Origin of the sequence: Paenibacillus dendritiformis (assembly GCF_015845845.1) — a bacterium.
Lineage (GTDB): Bacteria > Bacillota > Bacilli > Paenibacillales > Paenibacillaceae > Paenibacillus_B > Paenibacillus_B dendritiformis_C.
The window spans coordinates 20,639-41,349 of sequence record NZ_LDIG01000130.1; the positions used below are offsets into that span (position 1 = coordinate 20,639).

A 20,711-nucleotide genomic window follows, 5' to 3' on the forward strand; every position below is an offset into this window, starting at 1 on the left:
TCATCCCATCAAGCGGATGAACATCACATCATCCAGATCTACGATGTCAAAGGCTTCACCGGCTTGGAAAGGATGGATCGGCTCGATGCGGAGCGTCGTCAGATCGGGAACATCCCGTATAACCGCCTGTCCGCCGCAAGCGCCGACGACTCTCATGCCGCAAAATGCGCTCCTGCCCGTTCCGGGCGCGGCGAAGGGGAGCGGTATCTTGGTCGCGATCCGGTCTCCCTCCGCTTCGGCGACGATGCCCGTCGACACGATCATATCGTCCAGCAGATGAACGATGTGCTCATCCGGCCCGCTTTCCTCCAGCCTTGCCGGATACACCATGGCCGCCGCTCGCCGAGCTCCCCGGAGAGCGATGAACCGCGGCTCCCGTCCGGCAGCCAGCCTCAAGCCGCGGACGATCAACTGCCCCTTCGGCCCATCGATTCGCGCGGCCTCATATTCCTCCTCGCCATACCCGTACGCGGTGCATGGTTCGGCCCGTCCGGGAGCTCTGCCGGGAGCCGGGGTGAACCGAAGTTCTTCCGCCCGAATCGGATGCAGCCGCGATTGTTCCTGCTCCGGGCTCCGCAGACGGAAGCATCCGCACCGGCCGGCCACGGCAGCCATGCCATCCTCCGCTTGCCACTCATACACATCGCTGTCCGGGCTGTACAGCCACAGGTCTTGGGTGCCGTCCGACCAGACCAGCGTCAGCACGGACGCCGTGCCGCCTCGGAGACCGGACACCGCCGCCTTCTGCACGGAGACGAGCGCGACATCGTTCCCCGCATAAGAGACCGAGATGAACCGCTTCGCTTCTTTCCCGCTGTGAATGATGAAAAACGGATGGACCGCGCTTCCGTCCAGATTCGGGCCTGTGCCCGTATAGAGCGTTTCCTCCCCGTCCAGCATGATATGCCAATGCGCCTCGGCGTCCGCCGTCTTCCAGCAGGCGTGGACGACCGGGTTTTCGGCTCGATCCCTGCTCTCGTCCGGCCGCAGCTTCCGGATACCGTAAATATAGCCGTAGCCATTGTTGGGCGCGGCCGTCCACAGCCTCTCCTCTTCCCCCGGCTGCAGCGAGTTGAAGGTCTCCCCTGTCGTCAGACGCTCTCCGAAGCTTAGCCCCGGGCGGTCATAATAGAGGTCGCCGCCGGACCGCTCCCGATTCAGCGCCCCAGCCAGCGTCCAGGCGGCGGTCTCTGTCTCCTCCCAGCCGGCTATCTCCAAGCGGCTCGCTTCGTGGAAGGCATGAAGCGCCAAATCTTTGTCCCCCGCCGCCACGACATCGAAGATATCGAGCACATAGGAGCGCCCCCGGCTGAGCGGGACTGCAGCCAGCAGCCGCTGGTACCGCTCCGCCTCATAGAGCTCGGGCGCGGCGCATTCGGCCGCCGCCCAGCCGTCCCGCTCGTAAATAAACGCCGCCTCGCCTCCGGCGAACGGCTTATAGATCTGGCCGCGGTCGATCTGTTCATCCTGGCGGAGAACGACCGTCGGGTGAGCGATCGCCTTGGAGGCCCAGCCGAAATGGCTGTTCGTCCCATAAATGCCGTAGCCCAAATCGGCCGTAATCTCTCTGCCGTCGGCATACCATTGATAGCTCAGCACATCGTCGTGGGCATGCGTCAAGTTCGGGCCATAACGTGTCAGCAGCGTCATGTCATGCTTGTCGCGCAGCACAATATACCCGCCCTGGCCGGCCACCGTCACCCCTCCGGACTTCGGAGCGGCTGCCGGGCCTCCCGGCTCGTCTCCGACCTCATGGGGCAGGAACAGCTCCAGGCCCGACGAGCCGAGCAGCGGTTCCGCCTGCGAGCGCCAGGCGGCCAGCATGGCGCGGGCCTCCGCCCGGATATCCGCATCCGTCGCGAAATAGGCGAAGTGAAGGGCGGCTCGGTAGGCCGCAGACAGCACCTCGGGCCGAATTTCCGTGCTTGCCGTCTCATCTCGGCCCCAATCTCCGTAGCTGGGAAGATGCCCCTGACAGCACATCGCGAGCGGATTCTGGACCGCGAAACGGAAGAAGCGCCGGCTGTTGAACGGCTGGAATGATTCGCCCATTCCCTTCGCCTCAGCCGTCCGCTGCGCGAGCAGGGCCATATCCAGCAGCACCCCGATCGTGAACAGGAAATAGCCGAAAGAGCCTTCGAAATACATGCCGTCGCGTCCGATCGCATTGTAGAAAAATCCCTTCACCGCCTGAATGCCCCATTCGCCATACGACGGAACATCCAGGGCGAGACCGACCGCCAGCATGGCCCGCACGCCGTCCGCCTCATGATTGTTGAGCAGCGTCAGCCGGCCTCCGCGCAGATCATAGACCGGACCGCCGGGCTCATCCAGCAAGTATTCATCCAGCATGCGCTCGATATTGTCCCGCACCGACATCCCCTCCCCGGTACCGGCAAGCCGGCATCCGAGCGAAGGCTCGTCCATCTCCGGCAGACGGGACAGCCAATCATAGTCATGCGCGAGGAACACTTTGATGCGGAAGACGATGCTTGTCAGCAGATGCAGCCTGCCGATCTCGCAAGAGCTTCCGAACGGCGTGAAATCGCGGGGCCCGATTGTGCCCTCCCAGATGGCGCTGAACGCGTCGAGCAGCACAATCGCCCTGCGCGCATACCGTTCCTCGCCGGTCAGCATATACAGATAAGTCAGCTTCGTGACCAGGCCCTCATGATTGCGCACGCCGCCCAGCCATTCCCCGGCAATGGCGAAATTCCACATGCCGATCGGATAGCAGGCCTTGCCTTCCTGCTCGAAGCCGCTGCCGCCGTCCGGATAACGCTCGTTCGGTACCGTGACCCGGCAGGCCGGGCAGGTCACCTTTTTGGCCGGAAACGCTTCCCACCCCGACAGCCATGGCTTCAGCTCTTCCGGACGCGCAGGATAGGCGGAGCCGCATGACGGACAGCCCGTAATGCCGTAGGCGAAGGTCTGCCCTCGCATGCTGAGGACCACGTCGTAGACGAAGGCGTCCTCCAGCTCCAAAAAATCATCGCATTCCCGCTTCATCTCCTCTACCATCCGCTCTGCCCAGGCGAAGCGGCTGATCTGCTCCATCGCGATCTTTACTTGCTCGGTCCCGATATAGAAGCCTTGCGGTTCGCGCCGGCGGCGGGATCGGCCCGGTCGTGTCTGCTCCTTGTTCATACTCCATCACCTATCCTTTCAATGAACCGACGATTACGCCTTTTACGAAATATTTTTGGACAAAGGGATATACGCAAATGATCGGAACGGTCGCAACCATGATTGTCGCGGCCTTAATAATGTCCGGCGTGACGGCGGTCTGCCCGTTCTGATTGAAGCCCTGGTCGAATTGCTGGAATTGGGACGAGCCTTCGATGACGATTTTGCGCAGCACATTGCCGAGCACCGCCTTGTTCGGGTCGGAAATATAGAGCAGCGAATCGAACCAGGCATTCCAATGGGCGACCGCATACCAGAGCGAAATAGTCGCGATAATCGGCATGGACATCGGCAGCACGATCGAGAACAGAATGCGCATGTCGTTGGCGCCGTCGATGCGCGCCGATTCTTCTACCTCTTCCGGAAGAGACATGAAGTAGTTGCGCACGATAATCATCGTAAATGCGGCAATCAGTCCGGGCAGAATCAGCGACCAGCGGCTGTCGAGAAGCCCCAGTTCCTTAATCAGCAAATAATTCGGAATCAGGCCGCCGCTGAAAAACATCGTGAATACGATGAAGGCCGTAAACAGATTGCGGTGAGGCAAATATTTTTTGGAGAGCGGATACGCGCACATCACCGAGAAAATCACGTTCAAAAACGTGCCGAGGACCGTACGGAAAATCGTATTATAATAGCCGGTCCAGATGAGCTTGTTCGCAAAGACGGCCCGGTATCCGTCCAGCGACACCTCCTGCGGCCACAGCTTCAAGCCGTAGGCATTGGCTGCGGATGATGTGCTGAACGATATCGACATCACATTAAGAAACGGATATACCGCCGTGATCGAAAACAGAATGAGAAACGCCACATTGACGGTGTCGAACACTTTCTCGCCGATTGATTTTTTGCCGATCGTTAATGACATGGATGTCCCTCCTACCAAATTCCATAATCGCTGAAGCGCTTGACGACACGATTCGTGACCAAGATGAGCACGAGCGCGATCACGTTAGTGAACAGCCCGGCGGCCGTCGAGAGGCCATATTCCATCTGGCTGATGCCGATCCGGTATGTATACGTGCTCAGCACATCGCCTACCTCGTACACGTTCGCATTGTAGAAATTGAACACCTGATCGAAGTCATCGTTGATAATGCCGCCTACCGCGAAAATGAACATGATGGTAATGACCGGCGCCAAGGCGGGAACGGTTATGTGGACCATCTGCCGCCAGCGGCTCGCGCCGTCGACGATCGCGGCCTCATACAGCGTCGGATCGATCGAGGACAAGGCGGCCAGATAAATGATGGATCCCCAGCCGACGCTCTTCCATACTTCCGTGCTGACCAGCAGCGTACGGAACCATTCCTTGTCGCCAAAGAAAAAGATCGACTCGCCCCCGAACAGATTGATAATGTAGTTGACGACCCCGCGCGTCGGCGAGAATACTTCCATAAAAATGCCGGCCAAAATGACCCAGGACAGAAAATGCGGCAAATAACTCAGCGTCTGCACAAAACGTTTGAAGAAGACGACACGCAGCTCATTCAGCAGCAGCGCCAAAATAATCGGCGCCGGGAAGTTGAAGACGAGCTTATATACGCTGATAAGGAGCGTGTTGCGGAGGGCCCGCGGGAAATCGCGCCCTTCGAACAGCACCCGGAAATTGTCCAGCCCGTTCCACGGACTGCCGAGAATGCCGTCCAGGAACTGATAGTTTTTGAAGGCCAGCACCATGCCGTACATCGGAAAATATTTAAAAACGAGAAAATACAGTACGCAGGGGAGCAGCATCAGCAGCAAATACCGATGCCGGCAGTATGCTTTCCACTGGGTGCGGAAGCGGCTGTCTGCTGTGCCGGAACCCGGTTGTCTCATAGCGTCCACCCTTTCTATCCCATGATGCGGGATGGAAGAAAGGCGGCGCTCCCCGAACAGGAGACGACCGCCAATCCTCATCTTCTTGTCGCTTATTTTAGGCTGTCATACCACTGGTTCGCTTCTTCGGTAAGCTTGTCGCCCCCGTTCTGCTTCCAGGCTTCGACAAAGGCATCGAACTCGTCGATCGGCTTTTCTCCGTTAATGATCGAGGCGAATGTTTCTTTTTGCAGTTGAATCAGGTTGTTCATATACTGGCTCTCGGAAGGAAGAGCTGTCTTGACGGCGTTCTCATAGCCTGCGCCCTCGAATTTGTACAGCTTCGCATTGACTTCCTTCAACTTCGGATTGTTCACCCGGGCTCGGAACTCCGGCTGGTCAAACGGCGCAAACGTAATATTGGCGCCGATTTTGGCCTGCATCTCGTTCTTCCCTGCATATTCTTCCTTCCATACGATCGTGATGCCGTCGTCCGCCTTCTCCGAATGAACGCCCAGCTCTCCATACTTCATCCGCTGCCATACGTCGAAGTTGCCGTAGACCTCGTCCCAAATGCGCATGATGGTATGCTTCAGCTCCGGATCGTCGCCCGCCCTTTTACCGAAAGCCATATAAGTCCCTCCGACGAAGCCCGGCGTAATGTTGCCGAATTTGCCCTCGGGACCGGCCGGGGGCTTGCCGAAGCCGATCTCGGCCTGCGGGTTCACCTTCTTCAGCTCCACCCAGTTCACGCCGCCTTCGGATTTGATCTCGGGGATCGGAGGCGTCCAGTGATAGTTGCTGCCATGGTTGGAGACGCCGATTTTGCCGTTGATGAAATCATTGGACAGCGCCCAGTAGCCGCCGGTGTTTTCCCCCGTCTCCAGCACCCATTCCGGGCTGATGACGTCGTCCTTCTTCCACTTCGCCAGCCGCTCCAGCGCCTGCTTCGTCTCCGGAAGAATGCCTCCCCAGACGATTTTCCCGTCGCGTACGGCCCAGAACTCCGGATAGACGCCGTATGCCCCGTACACGCTCGTCATCGCCGAACGCGACATGCCATACGTGTCCTTTTTCCCGTTGCCGTCAGGGTCGTCATTGCGGAATTTGTATATCGCCTCCTCGAACTCGTCCAGCGTCTCCGGAATCTTCGCGATGCCTACCTTGTCCAGCCAATCCTTCCGCCACGCGGTAGCGAGACTGAATTCCCCGTCGCCGTTGATGCTTGGAATCCCGATATACTCGCCATTGAATTTGGCATAGCTCCAAATGCCCGGATCGATGGAATCGACCAGCTTTTTATAATTCGGCATATACTGCTCCAGCTCTTCCTGGGTGAAGCTGGTCGTGACGCCGCTCTTGTAGAACTTCTGCAGGTCGGCCCCCGAATACACCGTCATGAAGTCCGGGACCTGGCCGCCGGCGAGCTTGGCCCCAAGCAGCTCCTCCCGCTTCGTCACATCCAGATACCAGATATTGAACTTGACGTTGAATTTGTCTTCCAGGAACTTTTTGTTCGGGGCATCCTCGTCAACCGGACCGTACTGGTAAGTCAGCCATTCGATCGTTAGCGGCTGCTGGCCGGCTCCCTCCTGCTTCGCACCTTCGCCGCTCTTCGCCTCTCCCCCCGTCTTGGAGCTGCCGCAGGCGGCAAGACTCCACGTTACCGACAGGATGAGAAGCAGCATCAGACTCTGTCTCCAACGCAATCGCATTGCGAATCCCCCTCGTTTTGGTTTTCTTTGTTTATTCCTCATCGGCTTCGTGCGCCGTGAAGCCCGCCTGGCGCTTGGCCGCGTCGAGCCGGGCCTCCAGCCGTTCCCTTGCCGGGCTCATCGGAAGCTGGTTCAGCCGGCTCTTCGCCTCCTTCCAATCCGCCTTCGCATGCGTGCTCTCGAATCGCTTCACCGCTTCTCCCGCCTGAACCAGCTGATGCTCGGCCGAGCCCGGCACGATATCGCTGGCCCCCCAGTTGCGGTACACGATGCCATCCCGATTCGTCATTGTGCCGTCGGGCTGGAGGACGAAATCCCGCGCTTCGGCATCCGTCCCGTTCGCGGCGAAGTGAAGCGTCGCCAGCTCGGGAGCCCCTGTCATCGGGCTCCGCTTCGCCAGCAGATCCGCTTCCAGGGCATGGTCCGCATCGGTATGGAACCGGACCGTAACCTGCCCGGCGCCATCGTCCTCCGCCTGGACATTCATCCCGGGATCACTTCCCTCCGGAGTCGTGATTCTATCGAACTTCGCGGTCTCCGGGTTGTAGCGGATGAAGATCACTCCTTCGGTGAATCCGTCCGCCAGCGGCACGGACGCCTTGACCCGGATGTCCGCAGGCTGGGAAGCATTCGTCTCCAGCGTTACGGTGAATCGCGGCTCATACCGGTCCTTCACATACTCGTACAGGCGGTCATAGACGCTGCGGCGGATGGAGGACATCGCATCCGGTGTCCGTTCATCCAGGGGCATCAGGGCGTAAGCCCCGTCCACGATCGGCATCGCGCCCAAATAATAGGCGTTCGGCGCTTCCGTCATATAACGTTCAAAGACGCCGTAGTTCAAATATTGAGCCAGCGTCCGGTAATCGTCATACTCGACTTCAACGGATGCGCCGGTCTTGCGGGCCAGCGCAGCTACATGCGGAAAGATGGCCTTCCTCGAGACGCCGAAGGCGAACCCCGGCTGAATCGAAGCGGCATCGAAGCCCAAGTCGCGCCACTGGTATGCCGAGCCCGGACCGATATACGGAATCCATGTGAACCAGCGGTTCCGGTCATGGAGCAGCTTGGCCGTCTCCCGGATGAGCTCCGCCTCGCCCGTCGTCTCCCCTATCCGCTCATGGTACCAGTAGAAGCCGTCGAGCTTCAGATGGACGAATTCCCTCTCCCGGAATCGCCGCTCCACCTCGTCGATGTACCATCGGACGGCGGCGGTCTTGTTGCGGAATGCCAGTTCATTCATTTGCTTGCGGCCTTCATAGGACTGCGGGTCATACACCATGCCGGCAAAATCGGCCGCCCGCAAGCTGAACGGCTCTCCGGTTCCGTTAACGTCGCCGAAGTTCGAACTCTCCTCAATTTGCGGTATGGCCATGGTCACCCGCACCGGCTGCTTCGTTTTCAACTTTTCGTTGATGCTGCCAGCAGCCTCGTCGATAGCGGCGAGTTGAGAGCCGGGGGCAAAAATAAAATCGAGGTACGCCTCCAGATCGTCCCTCGTGACGAATCTGGCGTTGCCGCTCGCATCGACGCCGGATGGCGTCACCATCGCCGTGGCCGGCAGCGCCAAAATGTCGGTGAAAAACCAGTCCTTCACTCTCCCGTAAATATCTTTGTACGCCAGGAACGCTTCCGCCTTCTCCGGCGTCCAATCGGTGAACCTCTCGCTGCCCGGCTTCATCGGTCCGGAATACCAGAGGAACTGATCCGTCACACCCGCGGCTTCCCGGCTCCCAGGTGAAGGATAATGACCGGGCTCCCAATCATCGCTGACCAGAGGCAGCGGCTGGATCGGCCCCGAAGATCCCGGCTGACCCCATATCTCGATCTCATCCATCCAGCCGAAAAAGTTGATAGCAAATTCCAGCTTGATGAAGCGGGCTTGTATCGCCAGCTTCGTTCCGTCAGCCAGCGTATCGAGCACGTACGCCTTCCGATGCATATCCGTCGCCGTGCGCGCATCGGCGAAGTAAAGCGGCTCATCCGGTCCAGTCTTGCCCAGATAACGGTAAACGGACCCATCCTGCGATGCATAGACACGGACATAGAGCGGCGGCGCGATGCCGACATCGTTCCGCTGGCCGAAGCCGGTTGCAATGCGCTCAATGGTGGAGATCTCCTCCAGATCGACGACGACCTCGCGTTTCAGCTTGCGGTAAAATACGAACCAGTCTTCTGTGTTTTGCCAATCCCCGGTGTCACCGTAGCGGCTGTCGGTCAGCATCCCCGCCTGAGCGAGCGGGGTTTCTTTCCCGTATTTGCCGATCCCCTGAATCGTATCGAAGATGGCATTGGGCTCGGATACCGTGACAGGCTTGTCCAGAGCCAGATTCACCATCTTCTTCCCGGGTTCGGAATCCACGGTTGCCGCATGCGCATCAGGCACGGGCAGCCATTGCAGGAGCATGCAGAGGATAAGGCAGCAGGGACCGAGCGATGCCCTTCGTTGGTGCTTATACTGCGACAGAATAAAATCAACCCCTTTTGTACAAATTTTACGCCAAATGAAAGCGTTTACAAAACTGTCCCGGAACCGATTGTTTTCCCCTCCCTGTCCATACGGCTCAGGCTCATTGGATGGAAGGCGAGCAACACAATATGTACCGAGCCGCATAAATGAATAAATCATTTATTTGTTACCATCGTATTCGGATAAGTCTTCCAATTCAATGAGAAAAATAGGACGATAAATCAAAGCAAAATAAAAAACCCGTTCCCTGCATCATCGCAGGCAAACGGGCTGAACGCCATTTTTTATACGAATTGCTTTACATCCATGTCAGGTGTGACAACTTCCATTTCCCCCAAGCCGCGAATCAGCTTCTTGGCATAGGTACGCTCCGGTTTCAATACAGAGACCAGGTAATCAATGGCCAACTGCGGATCGACGGTCTCGCCGCAAGTATAACAATCGATGGCTGCAAATCCACGTTCAGGATATGTGTGGATAGAAAGATGACTTTCAGACAACATGACAAGGACGGTTGCCCCTTGTGGTTCAAACTGCTTGGATTGAACGGACAAGACGGTTGCTCCACATGCCTCGGCGGCTTCAACCAGCTGTGTCTGCAAATATTCCGCATTGTTCAGCAAATCAAAGTCGACTCCCCATGTATCAACAGCAACGTGTCTTCCGAAAGTTGAGTACTCCATCTTTCGGTTCCCCCTTCCTAGGAATAAAATGTTGTAAAAATTTCATCCGCTAGGACCTACGTCATTCACTTCTCGAGGGAAAAATCTCTCGCAACATGCAATGTCCTGAGTGAATCCTGGTTCCTATATTGTTTTCAACGAGATTAAAAATAACATCTTCCGCACATAAATGCAACCCTTTTTTTCGGGAACTTGCCAGCCTGCTGTCTACGGTCATCTGTCCTTCCCGCAAGCACAAAAGAACCCTACCCTCCCGTAAGGAGTGCAGGGTCTTCAGCAGATGATCCCTTGATCGTATGCTTCTATGCTTCAAGTATGAACAATTGATGTGCGAGACGGCTTAATTGCGCGTCGATCTGTTGGATTACTTCCGTGGAATGCGCTTGATTCCGCTCATCCAGCAGCATATTCACCTGCTTCTGCACCGAATCGATGCGAAGCTCCGCGCCGTTCTTCAGGAACATCTTTTGCAGGTCGCGCACGGTATCCTTATGCTCGTAAATGATACGCGACTCTTGCTGCTTCCGTTCTTCAATCTTGCGTACTGCACCGTCTTCATAATAATAAGTCATCGTAAATCCGGCAAAGATGCGATTGACTACCGCTTCGCCACGGAATGTCGCCACAAGCTTATGCATCACTTGCGTCAATTTCGGATGAACCAAGCGGCAAGACGTTACACAGACATACCGATTGCCTTGCTTCTCGAACAGGAAGGTAATCTCATCACCCTGGCCGTCCTCAAGAACCACCTCTTGATTGCCGTTCTCCAATACTTTTACCCCAACGGAATGCAGGGCAAGCGACTGTAAAAATCGGGTCAACTGAGCTTCCGTCAACTGCAAACTGGCTTTCACATACTCTGTGGCTAACCGCCGAGCCATAAAAACTCTCCTTAATTCGATTTTACTGCATGAAAAATCATACTCTTATTATACTACAACGCCAAAGTAAATTCCTGTTTACAAGCCGCCAAATACGAGTGGATTTTTGAAAAAATCGCAATCAGCCGGAATTGAGCCAATGTTTCTCACGTGATCCTCACTAAATAACTGTTCCAGCGCATTCTCCCTCATGCGATCATCGATTTTATGGGCGATAGCCTATCCACCGGGACCGCATAATTATTCATCCGGGTGCAAACCCTCCTGGCCGGCATCCCTGGAAGATTGGTGAGCCACGATAATATCCCACAGCTCCTCCCGGCCCTGCCCGGTCTCGGACGAGAACAGAACGAGCGGCGTATTCGCGTCCAGGCCAAGCGTCGTCCGAACCTGCTTCAGATGCTTGGGCCAGCGGGTTTTCGGCACCTTATCGGCCTTCGTGGCGACGACGGCGACAGGTACCTCGTAATGCGTCAGCCACTGATGCATCATGCAATCGTCCTCGGTAGGCGGATGCCGCAGATCGACGACGAGCAGCACGAGCCGCAGCGCGTCGCGTTCGCGGAAGTAGGCCTCGATCATTTTGCCCCAAGCGGCGCGCTGCGCTTTGGACACCTTGGCATAGCCGTACCCCGGGACATCGACGAAGTACATATTATCATTAATCCGGTAATAGTTAAGCTGTTGTGTCTTGCCCGGCTGCGAGCTGGTGCGAGCCAGATTTTTGCGCATAATCATCTTATTAATGAGGGACGACTTCCCCACATTCGAACGGCCGGCAAGCCCGATCTCCGGAAGCCCATCGTCCGGATACTGGGCCGGACCGACCGCGCTAATAATGAATTCGGCATTCGTAATCTTCATATTTCGTGCTCCCTTAACGATGTGTATATCTGTCCTAATCGTGCCTCTATTGTACACTACTTCAACGACTCTGCACAAAGCGCCTTCCTTGCGCTCAGGGGTACTGCTTCCTTTTGTTCAGTCTCCCCAACGTTCAGGATAAACCTCAACCCGACAAATGACTTCAGTTTTGAGCCGTTCTCGATTAGCTTGCAATCAGGAGAACACTTTTTAATATCTCGTAATACAATCCAATTTGCATTCGATAGGGCTAACCAAAGTTTTTGGCTTTGGAACTCTCTAAATAAAAGGAATCCTCGCTTCTTGAGTGGTTGGGATATTGGTCATAAGGATCAAGCGGACGCTTTCCGTCTCCTGTGCGACGGGGATATTGGCCATAAGGAGCAAGCGAGGGCTTTCCACTTCCTGCGCGACGGGGATATTGACCATAAAGAGCAAACGAGGGCTTTCCACTTCCTGCGCGACGGGGATATTGACCATAAAGAGCAAACGAGGGCTTTCCACTTCCTGCGCGACGGGGATATTAACCATAAGGAGCAGACAGGGGGCAATCGGCTTCCTTCGCGACGAGCCCCGGCAGTTGTTGCAGCCGCATCTTCTTTAGCAAAAAAGTACCGCCCGGTTTGGTCCCGGACGGTACGTGATGGCGCGAGTGCCTATTTTCGTCTATTCATCAGTTAGGATAAATATGCGTTCATCGCTTCCAGGGCCTGCTGCTGGCACGCCTCATTCGAGGCTTCCGCTGCGCTGGCGGCCTGGGCCTAATTAACCTTGCTGCTCCAGCAAGGCATGCTGCAGCACTTCATCCATGTGCGCTGCTGGTATGAATGTCATCTCCTGGCGGACGCTCTCTGGTATATCGTTCAAGTCCCGCATATTTTCCGCCGGATAAATAACGGTCTTGATGCCGGCCCGCAAGGCGGCAAGCGACTTCTCCTTCAAGCCCCCGATCGGCAGAACCCGGCCGCGGAGCGTAATCTCCCCGGTCATCGCGACGTCCTTCGAGACATAGCGGTTCGTCAGGGCCGAGACGAGTGCCGTCGCCATCGTAATCCCTGCCGACGGGCCATCCTTCGGAATCGCTCCTTCCGGGACGTGGATATGAATGTCGATCTTTTCGTGGAAGTCGGATTCCAGATCAAATTCGGCGGCTCGGGAACGGATGTAGCTGAACGCGGCCTGGGCCGATTCCTTCATCACATCTCCGAGCTTCCCGGTCAGCAGCAGCTTGCCGGTGCCCGGCACGACGCTCACTTCGACATTGAGGGTATCGCCGCCAACCTCGGTCCAAGCGAGTCCGGTGACCGTCCCCACCTGATTATGCTGCTCCGCCAGGCCATAACGGAATCTGGCAACGCCTAAATAGTCGGGCAGCTCATCAACCTGGATCGTCACTTCCGTTACGCCGTCCGATACGATCTTCCGCGCTGCTTTGCGGCACAATGCGGCCAACTGCTGCTCCAGCTGCCTTACGCCCGCCTCGCGGGTATATTCCCGGATAACCCGGCGCACGACATCTTCTTCGACATGCAGCTGCTCTTCCCCCAACCCATGCTCCCGCTTCTGCTTCGGCAAGAGGTGGCGGGACGCAATCTCAAGCTTCTCCAGTTCCGTATATCCCGAGAGCGAGATCAGCTCCATCCGGTCCAGGAGCGGACGGGGAATATTATGTACCGCATTGGCCGTCGTGACGAACATGACATGGGACAGATCCACCGGAAGCTCGACAAAGTGGTCGCTGAACGCGTTGTTCTGCTCCGGATCCAGTACTTCCAGCAGGGCGGAAGCCGGATCACCGCGGAAATCGGACGCCATCTTGTCGATCTCGTCCAGCAGCAGGACCGGGTTCATCGTCCCTGCATTCTTCATCGCCTGCACGATGCGTCCCGGCATCGCGCCCACATAGGTGCGGCGATGGCCGCGGATTTCCGCTTCATCGCGCACGCCGCCAAGCGAGATGCGAATGAACTGGCGCCCGAGCGACTTGGCAATAGAGCGGGCAAGGGAGGTCTTCCCGACACCCGGAGGGCCGACCAGACACAGGATCGGGCCCTTCATCCGCTTCACCATCTTCTGCACGGCCAGATACTCCAGCACCCGCTCCTTCGGCTTGTCAAGCCCGTAATGATCTTCATCCAGGATGGATTCCGCCTTATGGAGATCAAGATCGTCTTCCGTGCGTTTGGACCATGGAATAAGGAATAACCAGTCAATATAGTTGCGAATTACCGATCCTTCCGCCGAAGTGGAAGGCATCTTTTCCAGCCGATCGATTTCCTTCTGGATTTTGTCCTTCACCTTATCGGGGGCTTCCAGCTCAGCGAGCTGCGAACGCAGCTCCTCAATCTCTCCCGCGCGCCCTTCCTTGTCGCCGAGCTCCTTCTGAATCGCCTTCATCTGCTCCCGCAAATAATATTCCTTTTGCGTCTTCTCCATCTGCTTCTTGACGCGCTGGTTGATCTTCTTCTCCAGCTCCAGCACTTCGCTCTCATTGTTCAGCATTTGGAGCAGCTTGCTGAGCCGCTCGGCTGCCGAGACCGTCTCAAGCAGTTCCTGCTTATCCTTCATCTTCAACGGGAGATGGCTGGCGATAACATCCGCCAGACGCCCAGGCTCCGCAATGTCTGTCACGGCCGTCAGCGTCTCCGGCGTCACTTTCTTTGACATATGGACATAGTTCTCGAACTGCGTCAATACCATCCGCATCAAAGCTTCGGTCTCGGATGAAGTCCCGTTATCTTCATCATGCAGCGGTGTCGCATCGACCTCGTAATATTCGTCATTCGGCACATATTCCGCGATTTCCGCACGCTCTACGCCTTCGACCAGCACCCGGATGGTGCTGTTCGGCAGACGCAGCATTTGGCGCACCTTAGCAATCGTTCCAATGCGAAAGATGTCTTCCTGAGACGGCTCTTCGATGCTCACCTCGGATTGGGAGCACAGCAGCAGCATCTGATCCTCCATCATGGCCTGCTCCAGCGCCTTGACCGATTTGTCGCGCCCGACATCAAGATGAAGCACCATGCTCGGGTAGACGAGCAATCCTCTCAGCGGCAGAAGAGGCAGGCGCCGACTTTTTATAGGTTTAAGCCCCATCGATCGCACCCCCATGGTTATGCTTGTTGTAAATGCACATGTAACCAATATTTTATCAAATGTTCAAGCAAAACTCCAATTTCCTGCCCTCATCCCTTCGAGTCGGGATGGGTTCCCTTCTCCGATGCTTCTGCATGCAGCAATGGCACCGCCGCTCCCGCAGCCCGTTCATAAGGCTTCGCAGCCGGATGCGCCCCTTCCTCCATCACATGGCCGAAGGTGTGAGCGAACGCTTCGTCCACATGCTCGATCGGAATGACCTGCAGGCCTCCCTCCAAGTCGCCGAATATTTCGAGCCAGTTCTCCTTCGGAATCAGCACGCGCGTCGCTCCCGCCTGGAAAGCGGCTTCCACCTTCGCCAAGACGCCGCCAACCGGCTTCACCCGGCCATGGATGCTGATCTCACCGGTCATCGCCAGCTTGTTGTCGACCGGCCACTGGTTGATCGCGGACGCGATCGCGATAACCATCGCCACCCCGGCGGACGGGCCGTCAACCGGCGAGCCTCCCGGGAAATTGATATGCAGATCGAAATTGGACGGTTCGTAGCCAAGGCTGCGGAGCACCGTAAGCACATTTTCAACCGAGCCTTTAGCCATGCTTTTGCGGCGCAGGGTGCGGCTGCCGCCTCCCAGCTCCTCTTCATCGACAACACCGGTGATGGTGTAGGTTCCGGTGCCGTTTTTGACTCGTACCGCATTCACCTCAATCTCCAGCAGGGCGCCCATACTCGGTCCGTAGACGGCCAACCCGTTCACCAGGCCGATCTGCGGCTCGGACGGCACCTTCCGATCCGGACGCGGCGGAATCTGGCTGCTGTTCGCGACCCATTCCACATCGGCTCCCTCAATGGAAGAGCGTCCCTCCGACATCGCCAATCCGGCGGCGAGTTGGATCATGTTGACCGCTTCCCGGCCGTTCGTGGCATAGCGCTTCACCATATTGACCGCAGCTTCGGACGGCGGGAAGCCGATCTTGCGCACCGCATGCTCGGCAATCGATTCAATTTCCGCAGGCAGCAGCGGGCGGAAGTAGACCTCCATGCACCGCGAACGCAGCGCGGGAGGCAGCTCCTGCGGTGAACGAGTCGTCGCGCCGACAAGGCGGAAATCAGCCGGAAGACCGTTTTGAAAGATGTCATGAATATAAGTCGGTATATTGGAATCCTCCGAATTATAATAGGCGCTCTCCAGGAATACTTTCCGATCCTCGAGCACCTTCAGCAGCTTGTTCATCTGAATCGGGTGCAGCTCGCCGATCTCATCGATGAACAGGATGCCTCCATGCGCCTTCGTGACGGCGCCCGGCTTGGGCTGGGGAATGCCGGCGACGCCCATGGCTCCGGCTCCCTGATAGATCGGATCATGAACGGAACCGATCAGCGGGTCGGCGATCCCCCGTTCGTCGAACCGGGCGGTCGTCGCATCGATCTCGGTGAATTTGGCTTCCTTCGTAAATGGAGAGCTTGGATTCTTTTTCGCCTCCTCCAGCACGACGCGAGCGGCCGCCGTCTTGCCGACGCCGGGCGGGCCGTACACGATCACATGCTGCGGATTCGAGCTGCACAGCGCGGCCTTGAGCGCCTTCAATCCGTCGCGCTGTCCGACGATGTCGTTCAGCGAGCTCGGTCTCGTCTTCTCCGCCAACGGTTTGGTCAGCGAGATGGATCGCAGCTTGTTCAGCTTATCCATTTCCTTTTTCGATTCGCGGTCGACAGCAGTCCGGTTGCCCTTCTGATTCCGCAGCAGATTCCAGAAATATATCCCGATTACAACGGCAAAAAACGCGTTAATCAACATCAATATAATACTTAAATTCATCGTTTCATCCTCCCGTAGCGGCCCCATGGCGCAAGAAATCCGGTAAAGTTCAATACTTGGTAGTATTACCCTTTGCCGGATGCATTATAAGTGGCTCCTGAACAGGGAATGAGAAAGAATAGGCTCCCTGGAAGACAGATTTCCCCATGTACCGTGAACAATCGTCAAAACTTGTCAATAAACTGGTTACATTTAACTGCACCTCATGTACAATAGGAGTGTTGCAGGTGAGCCATTTGTTTTTCCGATTATCCATCTCAGGAGGATATGGCAATATGTCTAGGAAGCGCAGCCAGCGTTGGACGTGGATGCTGATTCGCGGGGCCGACCGCCCGGCGGTTCAGTTCAGCATGCCGGCGCTGCTTATCACGGTTGCCGGGATTGCGACTCTCGTATCGATCACGGCAGCTATAACTCTTGTCATCGTCCAGACGGCGTCATTGAACGCCATGCGCGCGCAGCAGGCGAAGCTGGAATCAGATATAACTGAGAAGCAGGAGCAGCTTGCGGTCGCTCACCGCCAATTATCCGCGCTTATGACCGAGTCGAATCGGATGAAGGAGCGAATGGATCAAGTGGCCGAGTGGGAGCGGCAGTTGAAGCACTACTTGCGCGCCTCGGGTGAGGCGGTACCGTCCGCGGCCGACTCTTCCTCCGGCAAGACCTATTCGCTGGGTGAAGCCGGCCGGCTTCCCGTCGGCGGAGAATATATTCAGGCGCAATCCGATGATGCGGCCCCCGATTTCCGCCTTCGCCCGCTGACGGGACCATCGAATTCCTTGGCAGATACGCATCGGCAGTTACGCCGGATGGAAGCGACATGGCGAAGCTGGATGACGACGATGCCCGCTTTGTTGGTGCAAGCGGAAACATTCAAGCAGCGGCTCGATTCCACCCCTACCTTCTGGCCGACGGACAACACCTATATTACGTCCCGCTTCGGGAGCCGCTCCGACCCGTTCCATGGAAGCAGCGCGTTCCATGCCGGGCTTGATATCGGCGGAGACATGGGGGATCCGGTCTACGCCGCGGCAGACGGCAAAGTCATCGCCTCGAGCTACGACAAAATGAAGGGCAACTACCTAATTATCGATCACGGTTCATCGTTAACTACCCGCTACCTCCATCTCAGCGAGCGCGGCGTTCGTACCGGAGAGCAGGTGAGTAAAGGACAGGTGATCGGCAAGATGGGCTCAACCGGCCGAAGCACCGGCGCTCACTTGCATTTCGAGGTCCGCAAAGGCGAAGAGGCGGTCGATCCGGCCATCTACATCGGTTCCGGAGATACGTAGGGAAAATAAAAAACGAAGAGAGGGGCAGAGATATGTTTTCCAGAAATGAAAAAAGACCGCCTGGCACGGACACGCTAATCGGTCAGGCGACCACATTGGAGGGAACGGTGGATTGCGAAACGGATCTCCGGATAGAGGGACGCATTCGCGGCTCGATCCGCTGCAGCCGCAATGTTACGATCGGAGAGACCGGCGTCGTGTACGCGGACGTGGAAGGAGTGAGCGTCGTGATCGCCGGCTCGCTGACCGGGGATGTGACTGCCTCCGGCTCCCTTGTCATCGAATCGACCGGGCAGTTGAACGGCAATGCGACCTGCACCGCGTTCATTATTAAGGACGGCGGGCAATTCAATGGAACGAGCTCCATGGGCGAAGCGAAGGCGGCCTCCGCTTCGGTCCCGCATGACAGCGGCACGTCCTTGTCGGCCAGCGAAAGCGGCGTCTAGCCCTTACATAGAAAAAAAGCCGGCGCACTCGCGCCGGCTTCTCTGTTTATCGATTCGCTTAATGCTTGCGTCCCGGAATTTGACCGGTCCGCTCGTACTCCGCGACAATTTGATCGATTTCTTTTTTCAATTCCGCGACCATTTCCGATTCAGGCACTTTGCGTATCATCTCCCCGTACCGGAACAGCAATCCCTCGCCCCGGGCGCCGGCAATGCCGATATCCGCCTCGCGCGCCTCGCCCGGTCCGTTGACGGCGCATCCGAGCACCGACACTTTGATGGGCACCTTGATCTTGGATATATATTCTTCGACTTCATTGGCAATCGAGAACAAATCGATATCCAGCCGTCCGCAGGTCGGACAAGAGACCAGTGTCGCCGCATTCGAGATAAGCCCGAATGATTTGAGCAATTCGCGGGCCACCTTCACTTCCTCGACCGGATCGGCGCTCAGACTGACGCGCACGGTGGATCCGATGCCCAGCGAGAGCAGCGCGCCGAGACCGGCAGCGCTCTTGATCGTTCCGGAGAAGAGCGTTCCGGCTTCCGTAATTCCCAGATGAAGGGGATAAGGAATGACTTCCGCAGCCTTCGTGTAAGCGGCAATGGCCATCGGCACATCCGAAGCCTTGAGCGAGACGATAATATCGTGGAAATCCAGCTCTTCCAAAATTCCGATATGGAACAGCGCGCTCTCGACCATCGCTTCAGGCGTTGGATACCCGTATTTCTCCAGCAGATGATGTTCCAATGAACCGGCATTGACGCCGATCCGGATCGGAATGCCCCGTTCTTTGCATGCTTTGACGACGGCTTCGACTTTATGGCGGCGGCCGATATTGCCCGGATTGATGCGGACCTTGTCGATCCCGTTCTCAATCGCCTTCAGCGCCAGGCGATAGTCGAAATGAATGTCGGCGACAAGCGGAATCGAGATTTGCTTCTTAATCTCTTTGATCGCTTCCGCCGCTTCTTCATTGTTCACCGTGACGCGCACGACCTGGCATCCCGCTTCTTCCAGCCGGTGAATCTCGGCTACGGTCGCCTGCACGTCCGCCGTCTTCGTGGTGCACATGCTCTGAATGATGACGTCATTGCTTCCGCCAATCGTAACGTTGCCAACTTGTACAGGTCTTGTCTGATGTCGCAAATACATATCATTCTCTCCCATGCCCGGAAAAAGGACGGAAAAGCGCCGATTAGGCGCTTTCCTCCTGCTTCTTATCCGTCGTCAGTTCCGGAATCATTCGTTCGCGCACGACTTGCTCGGTAATGACGCAGGTCGTAATGTCATCCCGCGACGGCACTTCGTACATTACGTCCAGCATGATGCCTTCGATAATGGCACGGAGTCCGCGTGCTCCCGTATTCCGCTTGATCGCTTCCAGAGCAATGGCTTCCAGCGCGCTCGGCTCGAATTCGAGCTTCACGTTGTCCATCTCCAGCAGCTTCTGATATTGCTTCGTCAGCGCATTCTTCGGCTCGCTCAAGATGCGGACCAGCGTATGCTCATCCAATGGCTCCAAGGTCGAGATGACCGGCAAGCGGCCGACGAATTCCGGAATGAGACCGAATTTGAGGAGGTCTTCCGGAAGCGTCAACGTCAAGTATTCGCCCGCCTTCAGATCCTTCTGCATGCCGTCCGCATTGAAGCCGATAATCTTCTTGCCGACACGGCGCTTAATAATTTGCTCCAGCCCGTCGAACGCGCCGCCGCAAATGAACAGAATATTCGTCGTGTCGATCTGGATGAACTCTTGATGCGGATGCTTGCGCCCGCCTTGAGGCGGCACGGAAGCAACCGTTCCTTCCAAAATCTTGAGCAGCGCCTGCTGAACGCCTTCCCCGGAGACATCTCTCGTAATCGAAGGGTTCTCGGACTTGCGCGCCACCTTGTCAATCTCGTCGATATAAATGATGCCCCGCTCCGCCTTCTCAACATCGTAGTCCGCAGCCTGAATCAGCTTCAGCAAAATGTTCTCGACATCTTCGCCGACATATCCGGCTTCGGTCAACGACGTGGCGTCCGCAATCGCAAACGGCACATTCAAAATTTTGGCCATCGTCTGCGCGAGCAGCGTCTTCCCGGAACCGGTCGGTCCGACAAGCAAAATGTTGCTCTTCTGCAGCTCGACATCCTCGGTTTTGTTCTGGCTGTTGATTCGTTTGTAATGATTATACACCGCAACCGACAGCGATTTTTTCGCCTGTTCCTGGCCGATGACATATTGATCCAGAATCGCGCGGATCTCCTTCGGCTTCGGAATGTCTTTCAGATCGATCTCTTCCTCGTGACCGAGCTCTTCCTCCACGATCTCCGTGCACAGCTCGATGCACTCGTCACATATATATACGCCTGGTCCCGCAACCAGCTTACGCACTTGCTCCTGGGACTTGCCGCAAAAAGAACACTTCAATTGGCCCTTCTCCTCGTTAAATTTGAACATTCCTA

At 56.7% G+C, this 20,711-nt stretch carries 15 protein-coding genes; 3 read left to right on the forward strand and 12 right to left on the reverse strand.

The genetic code is table 11. The features are described from left to right. The 8 genes from ABD76_RS11525 to yihA form a co-directional block, all read right to left on the reverse strand. Positions 1-3,147: a heparinase II/III domain-containing protein gene (locus ABD76_RS11525; RefSeq protein WP_197257002.1), complete on the reverse strand. Its 3,147-nt coding sequence runs from the start codon at positions 3,145-3,147 to the stop codon at positions 1-3. 10 nt (positions 3,148-3,157) lie between these two features. Continuing rightward, positions 3,158-4,054 carry a carbohydrate ABC transporter permease gene (locus ABD76_RS11530; protein WP_197257004.1) on the reverse strand — a complete coding sequence of 299 codons (897 nt, stop codon included), beginning with the start codon at positions 4,052-4,054 and terminating at the stop codon, positions 3,158-3,160. A gap of 11 nt (positions 4,055-4,065) precedes the next feature. After that, on the reverse strand, positions 4,066-5,007 hold the full coding sequence (locus ABD76_RS11535) for an ABC transporter permease (protein ID WP_197257006.1): 942 nt from the start codon (positions 5,005-5,007) through the stop codon (positions 4,066-4,068). Between the two features lie 92 nt (positions 5,008-5,099). Then, positions 5,100-6,701, reverse strand: a complete 1,602-nt coding sequence (locus tag ABD76_RS11540; RefSeq protein ID WP_197257008.1) for a type 2 periplasmic-binding domain-containing protein — start codon at positions 6,699-6,701, stop codon at positions 5,100-5,102. A gap of 31 nt (positions 6,702-6,732) precedes the next feature. Next, entirely contained in the window at positions 6,733-9,063 is a 2,331-nt protein-coding gene (locus tag ABD76_RS11545) for a DUF4855 domain-containing protein (protein ID WP_197257010.1), read from the reverse strand. Positions 9,064-9,455: 392 nt separating this feature from the next. Then, positions 9,456-9,854, reverse strand: a complete 399-nt coding sequence (gene speD / locus ABD76_RS11550; RefSeq protein WP_168182098.1) for an adenosylmethionine decarboxylase — start codon at positions 9,852-9,854, stop codon at positions 9,456-9,458. Between the two features lie 302 nt (positions 9,855-10,156). Next, positions 10,157-10,738 carry a non-ribosomal peptide synthetase module gene (locus ABD76_RS11555; RefSeq protein WP_197257012.1) on the reverse strand — a complete coding sequence of 194 codons (582 nt, stop codon included), beginning with the start codon at positions 10,736-10,738 and terminating at the stop codon, positions 10,157-10,159. A 240-nt stretch (positions 10,739-10,978) separates the two neighbouring features. Beyond that, the gene (yihA, locus tag ABD76_RS11560; protein WP_197257013.1) at positions 10,979-11,602 is read right to left on the reverse strand and encodes a ribosome biogenesis GTP-binding protein YihA/YsxC; all 624 of its coding nucleotides are present in this window, start codon (positions 11,600-11,602) and stop codon (positions 10,979-10,981) included. A 303-nt stretch (positions 11,603-11,905) separates the two neighbouring features. On the opposite strand from yihA, the gene ABD76_RS11565 reads away from it, so the two are divergent. After that, positions 11,906-12,283 (forward strand): hypothetical protein, encoded by a 378-nt coding sequence (locus ABD76_RS11565; protein WP_197257014.1) that lies wholly within the window; start codon positions 11,906-11,908, stop codon positions 12,281-12,283. Between the two features lie 84 nt (positions 12,284-12,367). Here ABD76_RS11565 and lon read toward each other — a convergent pair whose 3' ends face one another. Beyond that, positions 12,368-14,701: an endopeptidase La gene (gene lon, locus ABD76_RS11570; protein WP_197257015.1), complete on the reverse strand. Its 2,334-nt coding sequence runs from the start codon at positions 14,699-14,701 to the stop codon at positions 12,368-12,370. 89 nt (positions 14,702-14,790) lie between these two features. Next, positions 14,791-16,521 (reverse strand): ATP-dependent protease LonB, encoded by a 1,731-nt coding sequence (gene lonB, locus ABD76_RS11575; protein ID WP_197257016.1) that lies wholly within the window; start codon positions 16,519-16,521, stop codon positions 14,791-14,793. 275 nt (positions 16,522-16,796) lie between these two features. On the opposite strand from lonB, the gene ABD76_RS11580 reads away from it, so the two are divergent. Together ABD76_RS11580 and ABD76_RS11585 are read left to right on the forward strand one after the other, a co-directional pair. Further along, positions 16,797-17,813, forward strand: coding sequence for a M23 family metallopeptidase (locus ABD76_RS11580; RefSeq protein ID WP_197257017.1), 1,017 nt, complete (start codon positions 16,797-16,799; stop codon positions 17,811-17,813). 32 nt (positions 17,814-17,845) lie between these two features. Continuing rightward, positions 17,846-18,259, forward strand: a complete 414-nt coding sequence (locus ABD76_RS11585; RefSeq protein WP_197257018.1) for a bactofilin family protein — start codon at positions 17,846-17,848, stop codon at positions 18,257-18,259. Positions 18,260-18,317: 58 nt separating this feature from the next. Here the strand turns inward: ABD76_RS11585 and ispG are convergent, their stop codons facing one another. Together ispG and clpX are read right to left on the reverse strand one after the other, a co-directional pair. Beyond that, positions 18,318-19,415 (reverse strand): flavodoxin-dependent (E)-4-hydroxy-3-methylbut-2-enyl-diphosphate synthase, encoded by a 1,098-nt coding sequence (gene ispG / locus ABD76_RS11590; RefSeq protein WP_197257019.1) that lies wholly within the window; start codon positions 19,413-19,415, stop codon positions 18,318-18,320. Between the two features lie 43 nt (positions 19,416-19,458). Further along, the gene (gene clpX, locus ABD76_RS11595; protein ID WP_197257020.1) at positions 19,459-20,706 is read right to left on the reverse strand and encodes an ATP-dependent protease ATP-binding subunit ClpX; all 1,248 of its coding nucleotides are present in this window, start codon (positions 20,704-20,706) and stop codon (positions 19,459-19,461) included. Positions 20,707-20,711 lie beyond the last annotated feature (5 nt).